At 66.2% G+C, this 13,802-nt stretch carries 12 protein-coding genes and 1 pseudogene; 7 read left to right on the plus strand and 6 right to left on the minus strand.

Annotated elements, in window-relative coordinates; all coding sequences use genetic code 11:
• Positions 1-99 precede the first annotated feature (99 nt).
• The 4 genes and pseudogenes from OVA21_RS18825 to OVA21_RS18840 all read left to right on the plus strand — a co-directional run bounded on the left by OVA21_RS18825 (position 100) and on the right by OVA21_RS18840 (position 4,838).
• The gene (locus OVA21_RS18825) at positions 100-1,371 is read left to right on the plus strand and encodes an Nramp family divalent metal transporter (protein WP_070720780.1); all 1,272 of its coding nucleotides are present in this window, start codon (positions 100-102) and stop codon (positions 1,369-1,371) included.
• 528 nt (positions 1,372-1,899) lie between these two features.
• Positions 1,900-3,007: pseudogene (locus OVA21_RS18830) on the plus strand (tyrosine-type recombinase/integrase).
• On the plus strand, positions 3,000-3,353 hold the full coding sequence (locus tag OVA21_RS18835; protein ID WP_168547789.1) for a helix-turn-helix domain-containing protein: 354 nt from the start codon (positions 3,000-3,002) through the stop codon (positions 3,351-3,353). Before OVA21_RS18830 ends, OVA21_RS18835 begins: the two are co-directional and overlap by 8 nt.
• A 75-nt stretch (positions 3,354-3,428) precedes the next feature.
• The gene (locus OVA21_RS18840; RefSeq protein ID WP_326493455.1) at positions 3,429-4,838 is read left to right on the plus strand and encodes a Fis family transcriptional regulator; all 1,410 of its coding nucleotides are present in this window, start codon (positions 3,429-3,431) and stop codon (positions 4,836-4,838) included.
• A gap of 246 nt (positions 4,839-5,084) precedes the next feature.
• Here OVA21_RS18840 and OVA21_RS18845 read toward each other — a convergent pair whose 3' ends face one another.
• The 3 genes from OVA21_RS18845 to OVA21_RS18855 all read right to left on the minus strand — a co-directional run bounded on the left by OVA21_RS18845 (position 5,085) and on the right by OVA21_RS18855 (position 6,088).
• Complete coding sequence (locus OVA21_RS18845; RefSeq protein WP_096907576.1) at positions 5,085-5,423, minus strand: histone-like nucleoid-structuring protein Lsr2; 339 nt, start codon at positions 5,421-5,423, stop codon at positions 5,085-5,087.
• 148 nt (positions 5,424-5,571) lie between these two features.
• Positions 5,572-5,829 (minus strand): Txe/YoeB family addiction module toxin, encoded by a 258-nt coding sequence (locus OVA21_RS18850; RefSeq protein ID WP_061228632.1) that lies wholly within the window; start codon positions 5,827-5,829, stop codon positions 5,572-5,574.
• A 1-nt stretch (position 5,830) separates the two neighbouring features.
• Positions 5,831-6,088: a type II toxin-antitoxin system Phd/YefM family antitoxin gene (locus OVA21_RS18855; RefSeq protein ID WP_017836490.1), complete on the minus strand. Its 258-nt coding sequence runs from the start codon at positions 6,086-6,088 to the stop codon at positions 5,831-5,833.
• Positions 6,089-6,463: 375 nt separating this feature from the next.
• On the opposite strand from OVA21_RS18855, the gene OVA21_RS18860 reads away from it, so the two are divergent.
• The gene (locus OVA21_RS18860; RefSeq protein WP_268093192.1) at positions 6,464-7,042 is read left to right on the plus strand and encodes a hypothetical protein; all 579 of its coding nucleotides are present in this window, start codon (positions 6,464-6,466) and stop codon (positions 7,040-7,042) included.
• A 228-nt stretch (positions 7,043-7,270) separates the two neighbouring features.
• Entirely contained in the window at positions 7,271-7,477 is a 207-nt protein-coding gene (locus OVA21_RS18865; protein ID WP_268093194.1) for a hypothetical protein, read from the plus strand.
• Positions 7,478-7,557: 80 nt separating this feature from the next.
• On the opposite strand, the gene OVA21_RS18870 is transcribed toward OVA21_RS18865, so the two are convergent.
• Both OVA21_RS18870 and OVA21_RS18875 read right to left on the minus strand, forming a co-directional pair.
• On the minus strand, positions 7,558-7,782 hold the full coding sequence (locus OVA21_RS18870; RefSeq protein WP_259897061.1) for a hypothetical protein: 225 nt from the start codon (positions 7,780-7,782) through the stop codon (positions 7,558-7,560).
• Between the two features lie 331 nt (positions 7,783-8,113).
• Positions 8,114-8,485 (minus strand): hypothetical protein, encoded by a 372-nt coding sequence (locus tag OVA21_RS18875; RefSeq protein WP_268093196.1) that lies wholly within the window; start codon positions 8,483-8,485, stop codon positions 8,114-8,116.
• Between the two features lie 249 nt (positions 8,486-8,734).
• Here OVA21_RS18875 and mobF point away from each other — a divergent pair, with 249 nt between their 5' ends.
• On the plus strand, positions 8,735-12,271 hold the full coding sequence (gene mobF, locus OVA21_RS18880; RefSeq protein WP_268093244.1) for a MobF family relaxase: 3,537 nt from the start codon (positions 8,735-8,737) through the stop codon (positions 12,269-12,271).
• Between the two features lie 28 nt (positions 12,272-12,299).
• Here the strand turns inward: mobF and OVA21_RS18885 are convergent, their stop codons facing one another.
• A complete protein-coding gene (locus tag OVA21_RS18885; protein WP_268093197.1) occupies positions 12,300-13,457 on the minus strand; it encodes a hypothetical protein in 1,158 nt (385 codons plus the stop codon).
• Positions 13,458-13,802 lie beyond the last annotated feature (345 nt).

The following is a 13,802-nucleotide window of genomic DNA, read 5'->3' on the forward strand; positions in this document are numbered from 1 at the left end:
CGTCAAACCGTTGCTGGTCCGTGCGCTACGGTCGATCTGGCCATACGTCTTGGTGGCCAGGCGACAACGGGCTCGGGTAGACGTCCGTCCGAAGAACGTATGAGGGAGTGGAATAAGGGGGCTCGTACAGTGGGGACACAGACAAAACTGCAGCTGAGAGCTCGGGGATCGGGCCGAGCATGGCTGTTGGGCCCGGCCCTAGTCGCGGGTGTGGCCTACCTTGACCCTGGAAATGTTGCCGTCAACATGTCTGCCGGGGCTCAGTTCGGGTACTTGTTGGTATGGGTGCTTGTTGCGGCGAACGCAGCGGCGTGGCTGGTCCAGTACCTTTCGGCCAAGCTCGGGTTGGTTACTGGGTCGAGCATGGCTGAGCTTCTCGGTCAGCGCATCGCCAACCGGGCATGGCGTGTCCTGTATGGGTTGCAGGCCCAATGCGTCGCGATCGCTACCGATGTCGCTGAAGTCATCGGGGGCGCCGTCGCGCTGTGGATCTTGTTCGATGTCCCCCTTGTTGCCGGTGCTGTTATCACGGGAGTCATCTCCACAGGGCTTCTCTTGCTGCAAGCTCAACGTGGAGCAAGAACGTTTGAGTTCGCGATTATCGGCCTTATGCTCGTGATCGTCATCGGGTTCTGTTACGGCCTGTTCATTGCTCCGCCCGAGCCTGGTGCAGTACTAGGTGGCATGATCCCCCGCTTCGACGGCGCCCAATCGGTGTTGCTGGCAGCAAGTATTCTCGGGGCAACGGTCATGCCGCACGCAATCTACGCGCACTCCTCACTCGCCCGTGACAGGTTCGGTACAGAGAGGACCTACCCGCTTTCCCGGTTAATCAGGGCAACCCGGGTAGATGTGACTATCGCGTTGACGATCGCCGGGTCAGTGAACCTAGTGATGCTGCTTGTGGCGGCATCGGTGCTCCCCGGAGTGGCGGGCACTGAGACTATTGAAGGGGCTCACGCTGCGATCGAGAACACCCTCGGCACGACAGCCAGTCTTATGTTCGCAATCGCGCTATTGGCTTCAGGGCTCGCATCAACTGCCGTTGGCGCCTACGCGGGCAGCGACATCATGGGGGGGCTGTTTCGTACCCGGATGAAACTCCTCACCCGCAGGCTCATCACCATTATCCCATCCATTATTGTGCTAGCAGCCGGGGTTGATCCCACGTACGCGCTGATTCTGAGCCAGGTAATTCTGTCGTTTGGCATCCCGTTTGCGCTGGTGCCATTGGTGTGGCTCACTTCCCGAAAATCCCTCATGGGCGCCTCGGTCAATGCGCGCGAAACAACATTACTGGGCTGGGCGATCGCTGCTGTAATCATTGCTTTGAATGTCGCGCTGGTGGCTCTCGAGACGGGAATTGCCTGAGTTACACCACCCTATGGTGCACCATAGTTGCTGCGGCATGTTGCACCGTCCGGAGGGGCTCCGCGTGGTGCGAACGCGTGGTATGAAACACGAGTCTCGACAACGGTCCGCAGGTGGCGACCTGCTCCACCCATTCCGTCATTTCCCTGCGGTCAAGGTGGCGCAAGCAACGAAGCGCAGGCCCGAGATCCACCCACGCGCAGGTCGCGCTGGGGTTGACCGATACGAATGTGGGGAACGGTTCGGTGGGGTACAGAGTTCGCACAATCTACAACTCGGCACCGTTAGCTTGTCATAAGATAAATTATCGGCGTTAAACTCTCGGGGGTTCCGGTAGGTGCGGTTACTGCCGTCTACCTGCGATGATTGGGTTTGTGCTGGTGGGTGCCGGGTTTGGCTGGTGCAGTGTCGACGCCGCGGATGTGATGCTTGTGCGTCGGTCCAGCGTCCCGTAGGTTTCTTGCATTAGATGCAGGTTTCCACGGGTCGGAGGTCGGCGTGGACGGTGTTCCTGGGTTCGTTCCGCGGCTGTTGCGCGACGGTGAGGTTGGCCTGTTCCGCGCCGAGGACCGCGTGTTTGAAGCAATGGTCGAGGGTTGGCGGGCGCAGATGCTGGCGCGTGGGCTGACGAGAGCGACGATCGACGGGCGCTGCGGGGTGCTGCGCCGGTTCCAGGAGTTTGCGGGGACGTTCCCGTGGTCGTGGCGACCGGTCGATCTGGATGACTACATGGCTGGGCGGCGCTCGGGTGAGAAGCCGGTGAGCTGGACGACGCTGCGTTCGGACAGCAATGCCATCGCGATGTTCTGTGCCTACGTCTCGAGCTCGAGCTACGGGTGGGGTGCGCTGTGCCAACGGGTCTTCGACGATGTTCCGGCCCAGATCGCGTTCGAGTGGAACACCCCGCGGCACACCTGCGAGGATGCTGTTCCGGCCGGGCGCCGGGCCTTTACGGCCACGGAGCTGCAGAGACTGTTTGATGACGTGGACGACCGGGTCGATCGTGAGTTCGCTGCTGGGAGTAAGCGCTGGCTGCCCCTGTTGCGGGACTCGATCGCGTTCAAGGTCTGCTACGCCTATGGGCTTCGGCGTCGCGAGGTGGCGATGTTGGACGTGCAGGATTTCGGCCCACAACCCGCATGTGCCTGCGTACGGCGACTTCGGCGCGGTGACCGTCCGGTGGGCCAAAGGCACCGCCGGGTCGGGGCCGCGACGACGAACCGTGTTGACGGTCCCGGAGTTCGACTGGGTGGTTGACCTGCTCCGATTCTGGATCACCGAGCGTGGTCGAGCGCATTTCGCTACTGCTGACCGCTCGGCGGCGCTATGGCCGAGCGAGCGCGCCGAGCGGATAAGAGTGGGTAGCTTGAGTGATGCCTTCGCCGCCGCCCGCGAGGGTGCCGGCTTGCCGAAAGAGCTCGGACTGCACTGCCTGCGACATTCCTACGTCACGCACTTGATCGAGGCCGGCTACGACCCGGCGTTCGTGCAGACTCAAGTCGGTCATGCCTATGCGTCGGTCACCGGGCTGTACACCTCGGTCGGCGACGATTTCAAACAGAAGACCATTCAGCGCATGATCGCTTCGCGGCTGGACGGCCGCGGCAGGAAGCAGGACGGAGACGCTGATGGCTGAGCAACGACGCATCGGGTATCGCTGGAATCTGCGGACGATGATGGCGCAGCGCAACCTGTGGAAGAGCACCGAACTGGTGCCGTTGTTGAGGTCTCGGGGCATCAACCTGTCCGAGAGTCAGGTCTACCGGCTGGTGACCGGCACACCAGAGCGGATCCCGGCACGCACGTTCGCCGCGCTCTGCGACATCCTCGACTGCGAACCGGGTGAGCTGTTCGAACCGTTCGTGGAGATGCGGGCAGCAGCCACCGCGCAGGCGCCGGCCCGGCCGGAAGACCTGGGGGTGGCACCCGGCCAGCCGATCGCCCGCCGGGTGAGACTCGTCCGGGGCGACAACGAGGATTGACCGGTACCGATGGCCAGGCCCCGCAAACCCGACGATCCGGACCTACGTCGCGTGTGTCCGTGTGATCGCTGCGGCTTGGGCTACCCCCTTGTGGTCACCTGGGGCCCGGAGGACCAGATCTGCGGCTACTGCTACCAGCAGGCCAAACGCACCCGCGGCACCTGCGACTGCGGCCACATCGGCGTCTTACCGGGCCGAGTCCATGGGCGCCCGGCCTGCCGGGCGTGCGCCCAGATCACCCTCAACATCGATTGCGTGCGCTGCGGCGCCGAGGACGAGATCTACCGCGCCGGCCTGTGCTGGCCATGCGCACTGAGCGAGACCGTCGACGGACTGCTGACCAACCCGGACACCGGCACCATCGCCGAGAGGCTAATCCCCCTGGCGGAGGCATTGAAATCGATGAAACGCGCCAACAGTGGAATGACCTGGATCCGCCAGCGGCACGTCACCGAATTCCTGAACCAGCTGGCCTCCCTCCCGGAGCTCACGCACGAGGCGATCGATGCGCTCCCACGCTCGCGCACCCGCGACTACGTGCGCGGGCTCCTTGTCGAGCACGGTGTCCTGCCCCGACGCGACGAGCTGCTTGTCCGCTACCAAGACTGGGCGGACACAGCACTGGAGAGGCTGACCGAGGACACCCACCGGGCCGTCATTGACCGCTATGTCCACTGGCACCATCTGCGGCGCATGAACCAGATGAACCCCGTCCCCCACGGCACCTTCCTGCGCAGCAAGCAGACCGTCACCGTCGCGATCAACTTCCTCAACTGGCTCGGCGAGCGCGACATCACGCTCGCCGACGTCGGCCAGGGCGAGGTCGACGCCTGGATCGCCGGCGGGCCAACCACGCGACTGCTCATCGACCGGTTCCTCGGCTGGGCCATGGACACCAAAAACGCCCCACCAGGGCTCACCGTGCCCCGCCATCGCCGCGGTAACAGCACCAAACTCAGCGCCACCGAGCAAGGCGCCGCCCTAGATCGAATAGTGGACGGCGACACCCTGACCACACGCGACAAAGCCGCGGCGATTCTAGTCCTAGTCTTCGGCCAACAGATCCAGGATATTGCCGCCCTGACCTGGGACGACATCACCGTGACCGAAGATCTGACGACCATTACGCTCGGCAGCGGCCCGATCGCGTTGCCCACCCCGCTCGACGGGCCGTGGCGTGAACTCCTGGCCAACCCCGGCCACGACCAGACCGCCGCTCACCCGAGAAGCAACTGGGTCTTCAGAGGGCATTCCCCCGGCCGGCACATCGACCCGATGCACCTACGCCTCCGGCTACGAGACCACCTCGTCAGCGCCCGCGCCGCCCGGCTCGGCACACTGCATGAACTCAGCAAAACCGCCCCGGCCGCCATCATCGCCGACGTCCTGGGCTATCACCCATCGACCATTGAGCGCCACGCCGTTGACGCGGCAGGTACGTACGCCGAATACATCGCCGCCGTACGTGAGCACTGCCAGAGGTGATTCTCCGAAAATCACCGAGCAATCGGTAACAGCGGAAACAGGTAACACGAAACAATTCCTGTTACCGGCGTGGAGAGTGCCACAGAGTAATTCGCCGCTCGAGAAACCGCGATCAGACCGCCTACTCCCGACTTACGAACACCCGTTCCTGCCAGCAACATGCCCCGCTGGTTGGAGGGTCTTTGATGTCGCATGGCGGCAAGGGTGATCATCGACGTACTTCGTGCGACTCGTTCGGTCTGAGCCTTAGTTGGCGGCGGAGTAGGCGTCCATGACGTCGGCGGGGATGCGTCCGCGGTCGGAGACGTCGTAGCCGTTGGCCCTGGCCCATTCGCGAATGGCCTTGGTGTCGGCGGAGGGGGTCTTGGTGGTGGCCTTGCGCGCGGTCTTGGCGTTCTTTCCTGTCACGCGGTGGCCGGCCTCGAGGTACGGCGTGATGGCGTCGCGAAATGCCTGGGCATTGTCGTCGCTGAGGTCGATTGAATACTCCTTGCCCTCGAAAGCGAACGAGATGGTGTTCGCGTGCTCTCCGAGATCGGTCCCGTCGATGTCGTCGAGGTACCTGACCTGAAACTTTTGAGCCATCGCTGATCCTTCGTGTTTCGGTGTTGTGTTCTGTGCAGGGTTGCAGGATGCGCCCGGGCGCGAAAGCGAAACGCGGGCACATGTCCTTTTCGCTGCCGACCAGCTCGCGGATGGAAAGGGCAGAGGAGTTCTAGCTTGTGGGGGCGCTTTATCCGTAGTGGTAGCGGCAGGTGGCGATACGGACTTCGGTGTCGGTGACTTTGTAGACGAGTCGGTGCTCGTCGGTGATGCGTCTGGACCAGTATCCGGCGAAGTCGTATTTGAGGGGTTCGGGTTTGCCGATTCCCTCGTTGCCATTGCGGGTGATGTCCTGCAGGAGCAGGTTGATGCGCTTGAGGATCTTGCGGTCCTGTTGTTGCCACCAGAGGTAGTCCTGCCAGGCGTTGTCGTCCCAGACGAGTAGCACGTCAGTCGGCGTCGAGCAGGTCGCGCGCCTGTCCGCGGCCGGACTCGAGCCGCTCCATCGCATCGAGCAGACGTCGGGCGTTAGCCGGTGATCGCATGAGGTGGGCGGTCTCGCGCAGGGACTCATAGTCGTCAAGGGAGACCATCACCACCGGCTCGTGGCCGGCGCGGGTGATGATGACCTCTTCGCGGTCGTTGGTGACCCCGTCGAGGACCTCGGCGTAGCGGGCCCGGGACTCGGTGTAGCTCATCGTCTTCATCTCAACCCCTCCTGTACGCAAAAGCGTACAGGATACGGAGTCGGTGCTCCATTGTGGCTACCCGCGTGCGGCGCCTGTGTGCAAAAGCCCGGCCGGATGCCCGGCGCGGGCCTGCCGGTGGCCACGCCGGCCCGTCGGCGCCCTGTGACCGCATCGCGGTCAGGTTCCGGCCCGCTGTCTCGCCCGCGGCTGGGGCCACAGCGGCGTGGCCAGAATCTGGCTCTCCCTCGCCGCGCCGGTGGCCCCCGTCGACGGCCAGCTCGCGCCCGCCCCCGGCCCTGAAAGCGCGGATGGCTGGGCCCTGTCCAGCCTCGGTGGTAACGTGGGTAACGAAACGGGTTACCGGTTACCCGTTACCTGACTTGGAGGGCTGTCATGTCGACGTCGGAGAAGATCGCTCGAGCCTATGGGGTACTCGTTGCACGAGGGGACAAGGTCACCGTGCGCAGCGTGCAGCGCGAAGCGGGGGTACGCATCGGTGAGGTGGCCGCATGGATGCGCGAGCACGCCACCGGCGTTGCCGGGGATGTGCCCGAGGCCCCAGATCTGTCGGAGGCAATGTCGGCGATGGTGGCCTCAGTGTGGGCCGCGGCATGGAAGCGCGCCGCCGAGCAGGCGGACGAGGCGACCGCTGTGGCGCTGGATACAGCCCGCGGCGGCGAGGCCGACGCCCTGGAGGCGGCCGAACAAGCGGAGTCGCAACGCGACGAGGCTGTCGCGGTCCGAGACCGCGCCCTCGCCGAGCTCGAGGCAGTGCGCGGCGAGCTCGAGCAGCTGCGCGGTCAGATCGAGACCGCACGCCAGGACGTCGCGATCGCGCGCGCCAAGGCCGAGGAGTCCGACCGGGCACGGGTCCGGGCGGAGGCCACCTCGGACACCCTGCGGGAGGTCCTGGACTCGCTGCGCGAGACCGCTCGCAAGCCAGGCCGGTCGGATCAGCCGGGCCAGTCATAGCCAGCCCGCCAAAGCGCGACGCGCACTGACTGTCGGAGGGGAAAGCCACACTGGCAGCGGATCAGGCCGTGAGGCCCGTGTGGGCGCCGCAGCGGAAGTCGCTAGCGACAGGAGTGTGGAATGTGGGATCTGGAGACCGCGCTGCTGGCTACCGCTGTCGTCGCTGGCGGCGCCTTGGCCTTGCCGCCGGTAGCGCGTGGGGTCGGCGGGTTCTGCGCGGTGGTTGGCATGCTCGGTGTTGTGCAGGGTCGTACGTGGGCGCCCACGGTAGCGGCGCTGGGGCTGTTGGCGTGGTTTGTCGGTCATTGGTCGTTCGCGGTGCGCCACGACGAGCACTACCGGTCGCGGATAGCGCTGTGGGTGATCGATAGGACCCCGCTGCGATGGACGATCCCGCGGTACTGGCAGCTGCGCCGACGAGCAGCGCCCCGCTGACACATCTTGGCCCGGGCCGCCAACGACAGATGGCCCCGCCGTCGGCGAGGCCATCTCTTGGGGCGACTGTACTGCAGCCTTCAGAACAGTGGGGGTGTGTCGAGCGGTGCGGCGTTGCCGGATGCCCGTGCGTAGGCGACCGGGTCCCAGCCGTCTGCCACGGCGTCGCGGACGGCCAGTGAGCGGGCCTGGCGATCGTGGCGCTCGGCCAGGCTGCGGATGATCCCGGTGCGGCCACAGGCCACCGCGTAGAGCAGGTTCGCCGACTGAGTGGAGGCGATGAGATGTCCTGGATCGACGCGCACGCACAGCGGTTCGTTGCAGCGGTGCTCGCCAATCGCACCGGCGTCGAGTTCGCCGGCGATGACAAGTGCGAAACGGTGGGCGTACTCGGTGCGGCTGACCCCACCTGATCGCCAACTGATCCTTCCGTAGCCATCGGAGATTGCTCCGGTCCAGATCCAACAGCCGCCGGCGGGCGCTTTGACAACGCGGGACCAGAACGCGGTGATTGCGGCGCTGGTGGGAGGCAGTGTCGGATCATACGGACGCGACCGTCTCACCGACGTGTGGGACCCCGTCCCGAGGTCCATTCCGGGCAAGGGAATGTCGACGCCCCCCGGGTCATGGTGGGGGTCAGTGATCGTGGGCACCGTTGTTGTCCGACTGGGAGTCCTCACCGCGAGCGTCTGCGTCGATGGAGGAGTCGGGCGTTGTCTCAGCGGCTTCGCCGTCGGCACGGTCCTTCGCGGCGCGGATCGCGGCGCCGACCTCGCGGGCGGACAGTCCAGTCATCTCGGCCAGATCGGACTGGGCGACGCCGAGGTCCTTCAGCTCGATCAGCGCCTCCCCCAGGGCGGCTTCGGCGTCGGCGCGGGCGTCGATCGCGGAGAACACCGCCACGAGCTTGGACTCGCGCTTGCGCGCCCGCTCGAGCTCGTCCGCCATCGCTTGGCGGGCACGGGCCCGCGCGGTCTGTGAACGCGAATCAGTCTTCGTAGCAGCCATAGCCCAAACCCTAAAGCACGCCTACGACACCCGCGAGCACCAACCACTCCCCCATCCGACCACCAAGTTGGCCGCACAGGCCCCGCCTGAGACGCCACCACTGTGACCAAGACCAACACTCGCTCCTGCTCGCTCAAACAGACACACACAGTATGCACTTCTAGTGAACGACGGGAACCCGCTGGTCGCAGGCCTGCGGACTGCGGCGCGTAGACGCGCCCATTTATGCCGCATAAGCTGGTGATCGTGATGACCCTCCGAGCCGTACACGCGGGCACTGGATACCAGTACCTGCTGCGCTCGGTGGCCACCCACGACGCCGACCCGAAGGGTCAGTCGTTGTCGGACTACTACGCCGCCAAGGGCACCCCGCCCGGTCGTTGGATCGGCTCAGGTCTAGACGGTCTGGACTCGGAGGCAGCCACCGCCGGGGCGGTGGTCACCGAAGCCCAGATGGCTGCCCTGTATGGCGAGGGGTTGCACCCGGACACCGACGCCAAGATGCTCGCCGGGACCGCATTGAAAGATTGCAAACTCGGCCGATCCTTCCCCCTCTATACCGGCGGCGTCGATGTCCTGGACGCAATCGCCGCGGCCGAGCGGGACTTCCTCAAGACCGAGAATCGCCACCCGACCACAGCCGAGCGAAGCGAGCTCGCCGAGCAGATAGGCCGGCCGTTCTATACCGAGAAGTTCGGCTACGACCACGCCTCCGGCAAGGACGTCATCGCCTGGATCAACCGAGAGCGTGACCAGGTCAAGCAAGCGATCGCGGGGTTCGACTTCACGTTCTCCCCGGTGAAAAGTGTCAGCGTCTGGTGGGCACTGGCAGACGAGCAGACATCGTCCAGGGTCGCCGCGTTGCACCACGAATCCGTCGCGGAGGCACTGGCGTGGGCCGAGGACAATGCGATCTACACACGGGTCGGCAAGCAGGGAATCGAGCAGGTCAAAACCCGCGGAATTGTCGCCTCTGAGTTCACTCACTTCGATACCCGCGGGGGCGACCCGGACCTGCACTCGCACGTGCTTCTGGCCAACAAAGTGCAAGGCCCGGACGGGCGCTGGCTGTCACTGGATGGACGTGCGATCTTCCAGATGCACCAAGCCATATCCGCCCGGTATGACGCGATCTTGCACGACAAGCTCACCCGCCGAATGGGCGTCGAGTTCCAGGCCCACTACCCCCACCCAGACAAGGCTCCGATCTGGGAGATCTCTGGGATCGACCGCCGGTTGATTGAGGCGTTTTCCTCCCGACGCACCCTGGCCCGCCCGGTCTACGACCGACTCGTCGCGCAGTACGTCGAGAAGAACAACCGGCAACCCTCGCAGCGGGCGTCCTACGCCCTGTGGCAGAAGGCCATCCTCGACACCCGCGACGCCAAGAAGCCCGCCCAATCACTGGCCGAACACCGCGCCACCTGGCGGCAGATGGCCGAAAACGTCGTCGGTGCGCACGCGGTGGACAGCGTGGTTGGGGAGGTCACCGGGCAGGGCCGAAGCCAGGTGTCGCGGGAGCTGTTCGACGCCCAGGTCCACGCCCGGCAGGTGGCCGAGCAGGCGGTGGCGGCAGTGACCGCACGCCGTGCGCAGTTCCGCCGTTCCCACATCAACACCGCCGTTTCCACCTTGCTCAAGGGCTACCGATTCGAGGGCGCCGAGGCCCTGGACCGGGCGCACGAACAGGTCATGGCCACCGCCATGGGAGAACTCGTGGTGCAGCTGACCCCGCCGGAGATTCTGGACCTTCCAGGTGCGTTGACCGGGCCGGAAGGTGCCGGCATTGACCGGCACGCAGGCGCCGAGAAGTACACCACTCAGGCGGTGCTGGACGCCGAGACCGCCACCCTGGTAGCGACTGGCACCCCGGTCGCGGTGATCGCTACCCGCGCCGATCTCGACCGTGCGCTGAAGGCACACGAGGACGCCGAGGGTTGGTCCCTCAATGCCGGACAGACCGCTCTGGCGCAGCACCTCATCGGTGCCGGAACGCTCCTGGCCGCCGGGGTGGGTCCGGCCGGGACCGGCAAGACCGCATCCATGAAGGTCGTGGCCCGCACCTGGCAACAAACCGGCCGGTCGGTTATCGGCCTTGCTCCCTCCGCGGCAGCGGCCAGCGTCCTCGCAGGCGACATCGGCACCGACTGTCACACTATCGACTCTCTGACCTTCACCTGGATGGGCAAGCACCCCACCCTGCCCGGAAAGACCCTCGACGCACTGCCGGTCACGATCAAACCTGGGGACATGCTTCTCGTGGACGAAGCCGGCATGGCCAGCACCGAGAACCTCGCAGCACTGACCGAAATCGCCGCCGAATCCGGGGCCATCCTCCGCCTGATCGGCGACCCCAAACAGCTCGCGGCAGTCGAGACCGGCGGTCTGTTCGCCGACCTGACCCGCACCCCAGGCACGCCTCAGTTGCGCGAGGTCATGCGCATGGGCTCAGACACCGAACAAGCCGACGCGACCCTGGGCCTGCGCGAAGGCGATCCCGGCGCACTGGCTCTCTACAACGAGCGCGGATGGATCACCGGCGGGCACCGCGAGCAGATGCTCACCGACGCCGCCGAGGCGTTCCTCGCCGACACAGCCGCTGGCCGCCAGGCACTGATCATCGCCTCGACCAACACCGATGTCGACACCCTCAACGAGGTCATCCGAGCCGACCGGATCGCCCACGGCCTCGTCGACGACGCACACACCACCAGGGTCGCTCGCGGCGACACCGTTGGTGTCGGCGACACCGTCATCGCCCGCACCAACTCCACGCTCTACACCGAGAACCGCACCTACCTCGGACGGGTCATCAACGGCCAACTATTCACCGTCACCGGCATCACCGATGATGGCTCACTGGCAGTACGCGACTCCTCCACCGGCCAAGACATGCTCATCCCCGCCAGCTACGCCGACAAGAGCATCCACCTCGGCTACGCCGCCACCATCCACCGCGCCCAGGGCGCCACCGTCGATACCGTCCACGCCGTCATCGACGCTGGCGTGGACCGTGCCGGCCTGTATGTCGCCATGACCCGCGGCAGACGAGAAAACCACGCCTACGCCGTATGCGAACCCACCCTCGACACGGGCGCCGAAGACGCACACATGCACTCCGCCGGCGACCACCACGCCCCCACACCCGAGCAGGTGCTCACCGGGGTGCTGGCCCGCGACACCCACCAGGCCTCGGCCACCGAAACCCTGCGCCAGGAATACGCGGCCGCCACCAGCGACGAACGGCTCGCCCAGCTCTACCGCCACGGCGTGGACCTCGCCGCCCGCGATTTTACCGCCGCCACCCTCCCGGCCTACATCGACGCACTCCCCCGTGCCTACGCCCACCAGCTCGAGACAGACCCCGACCAATACCAGGCCCTGGAAGGCGCGTGGACCGACGCAGCCATCCGAGGCCTCGACCCCCGCGAGGAATGGGACAACGCCACCGACACCCTCGACACTGCCAACAAGCCAGGCACCGTCATCGCCCACCGGATACGCCACGCGACCGGTGAGACCACCGACACCAACACCCTGCCCACTCCCCCACCCGCGGCCCCGGGATGCGACACCGAACTGGCCATCTGGCTTGCAGAGACCCATCGCGCCCTCACCGCCGACCCTGCCTCCCAGGCGGTAGCCCGTGCGGGGTCCTTCTCTGCCGAGGACTTTGTCGACTCGTACCTCGCATCCCGGTCCGCAGAACACGAACCCGGCCCGGACACTCACCCCACGACGAGCTCGCCATGGCCATCTGCCGACTCCTCCCCCGACCTGTGGTGACTCGCCCTTGCCCGTCAGGCGCCAGTGGTCAGGCTGCGGTGCGGGCCCACTGGTGCGGGGCGAGCAGCATGTCGGGAGCGGGTAGTGCGGCGCGGGCTGCGGCGACTAGTTCCCACCAGCTGTCGGGATCGGCCTCGCGATGGAGATCTTGGGCAGCCATCGCCGCGCCCCAGGTGGTGGCTGATACTGGCGGGCCGGTCGAGGTGGCGCCGTAGGCCAGGGCGATGTCGGTCGGGTGGATCTGCTCAGCCTCAGCAGGGTTGGGAAATTCGCCCCACTCGGCCAGCGCGTCGGAGCGCTGCGGCTGGTGTCGTGTGGTGAACCACCACACGAACACCGCCGAATGCAGCCGGTACAGGCGCACCCGATCGGCGTGCGCACCATCGACACCAGCAGCAACGGCCGCTCGCGCTAACCGCGACCGACCCCGGTACACGCGGCCATCAGCGGTGCACAGACCCAGAGAGCGCAGTGCGCGCAGTTTGCTGCGCACCGTCGCCGGGCAGATCCCGAGCCTGGTCGCCAGCTCACGCACCGATAGGCGGCCAGCGGACAGGTGGGTCCACACGCGCATGCCCAGCACCCCGAGAGCACGGGCATGCCAGATGTCCTCTCGGGCGCATTCGAGCTCAGCGTCAAGCTTGCTCTGCATCTCTGGGGTAAATACTGCGCCACTTCTTCGCTCCCCGCCCCCGGGTCTTACGATCTGCCACACTGCCGCCCAGGGGCCGGCTGCTCGCTGCACGCGGGCGACCCACCCCTGCTGGACAAGCGCTCTCAGCCGGTCGGCGACGGTGTCTCTGGTCAGACCTGCGGCCAGGGCCCAGTCGCGCTCGGACAGGTGCACCTCCGCTGTCGCGGCTGCGACGGTGCGGGCTGCCAGTGCCAGGAGCACGAGGCGGTCTTGGGCTCCGGTCTTGCCGGACCACCGGTGGGGTTGGGAGTCCATGCGGGTGAGCAGGTCGGCGACAGTGGTCTCGGCAGCGCGGCGGGCGGGCGAGGGTCCTGCAGTGCTGGACTGGGTGTAGCTGGCTGCGGTGACGGCTTTGGCCCACTGGCGGGCCAACTCGGCGGTCGCGTCTAACCGGGGGGTGCGCTCCCCTGCGTTGATGCGGTGGGTGCGGACGAACTCCAACCCGGGCCAACGGTCAGTTAAGGCAGCCTCGTGCAGGTCGCGATACTGCATCCGGGCGTGGGCGCAGGCTAGCAGGATCGACCACCCCACCGCGGAGGCATCCGTGCGGTCGGTGATCGGGGCGCGGGCAAGGGCACGAATCTGTGGGTTCAGGGGTCGTTTGGGCCCGGCCAGGTATGGATGGCCTTGCACATCGACGTGCACAGGAACCGGGGCGATCCCAGCATCGGTGGCGGAGGCGCCCTTGCTCTGAGGGGGTTGTGTCAGCTGCGTGAGAACTGTGCGCAAGGCCCGCAGGGACACCGGCCGGATATGGGGATCTGTCAGGGGCATCGATGTGCCGCCGGCGCGGTGGGGCGAGCCCGGGGCGCGGACACAACCCGTGCGCGAGTTAGC

The sequence above is a fragment of the Dietzia sp. SL131 genome, assembly GCF_026672565.1.
Classification (GTDB): Bacteria; Actinomycetota; Actinomycetes; order Mycobacteriales; family Mycobacteriaceae; genus Dietzia; species Dietzia kunjamensis.

Excerpts from the sequence above, each read along its gene's own strand:
- OVA21_RS18825 (WP_070720780.1), top strand. The coding sequence starts at position 100 with ATGAGGGAGTGGAATAAGGGGGCTCGTACAGTGGGGACACAGACAAAA.
- OVA21_RS18835 (WP_168547789.1), top strand. The coding sequence starts at position 3,000 with ATGGCTGAGCAACGACGCATCGGGTATCGCTGGAATCTGCGGACGATG.
- OVA21_RS18845 (WP_096907576.1), bottom strand. The coding sequence starts at position 5,423 with ATGGCTCAAAAGTTTCAGGTCAGGTACCTCGACGACATCGACGGGACC.
- OVA21_RS18855 (WP_017836490.1), bottom strand. The coding sequence starts at position 6,088 with ATGAAGACGATGAGCTACACCGAGTCCCGGGCCCGCTACGCCGAGGTC.
- OVA21_RS18860 (WP_268093192.1), top strand. The coding sequence starts at position 6,464 with ATGTCGACGTCGGAGAAGATCGCTCGAGCCTATGGGGTACTCGTTGCA.
- OVA21_RS18865 (WP_268093194.1), top strand. The coding sequence starts at position 7,271 with ATGCTCGGTGTTGTGCAGGGTCGTACGTGGGCGCCCACGGTAGCGGCG.
- OVA21_RS18875 (WP_268093196.1), bottom strand. The coding sequence starts at position 8,485 with ATGGCTGCTACGAAGACTGATTCGCGTTCACAGACCGCGCGGGCCCGT.
- mobF (WP_268093244.1), top strand. The coding sequence starts at position 8,735 with ATGACCCTCCGAGCCGTACACGCGGGCACTGGATACCAGTACCTGCTG.
- OVA21_RS18885 (WP_268093197.1), bottom strand. The coding sequence starts at position 13,457 with ATGCAGTATCGCGACCTGCACGAGGCTGCCTTAACTGACCGTTGGCCC.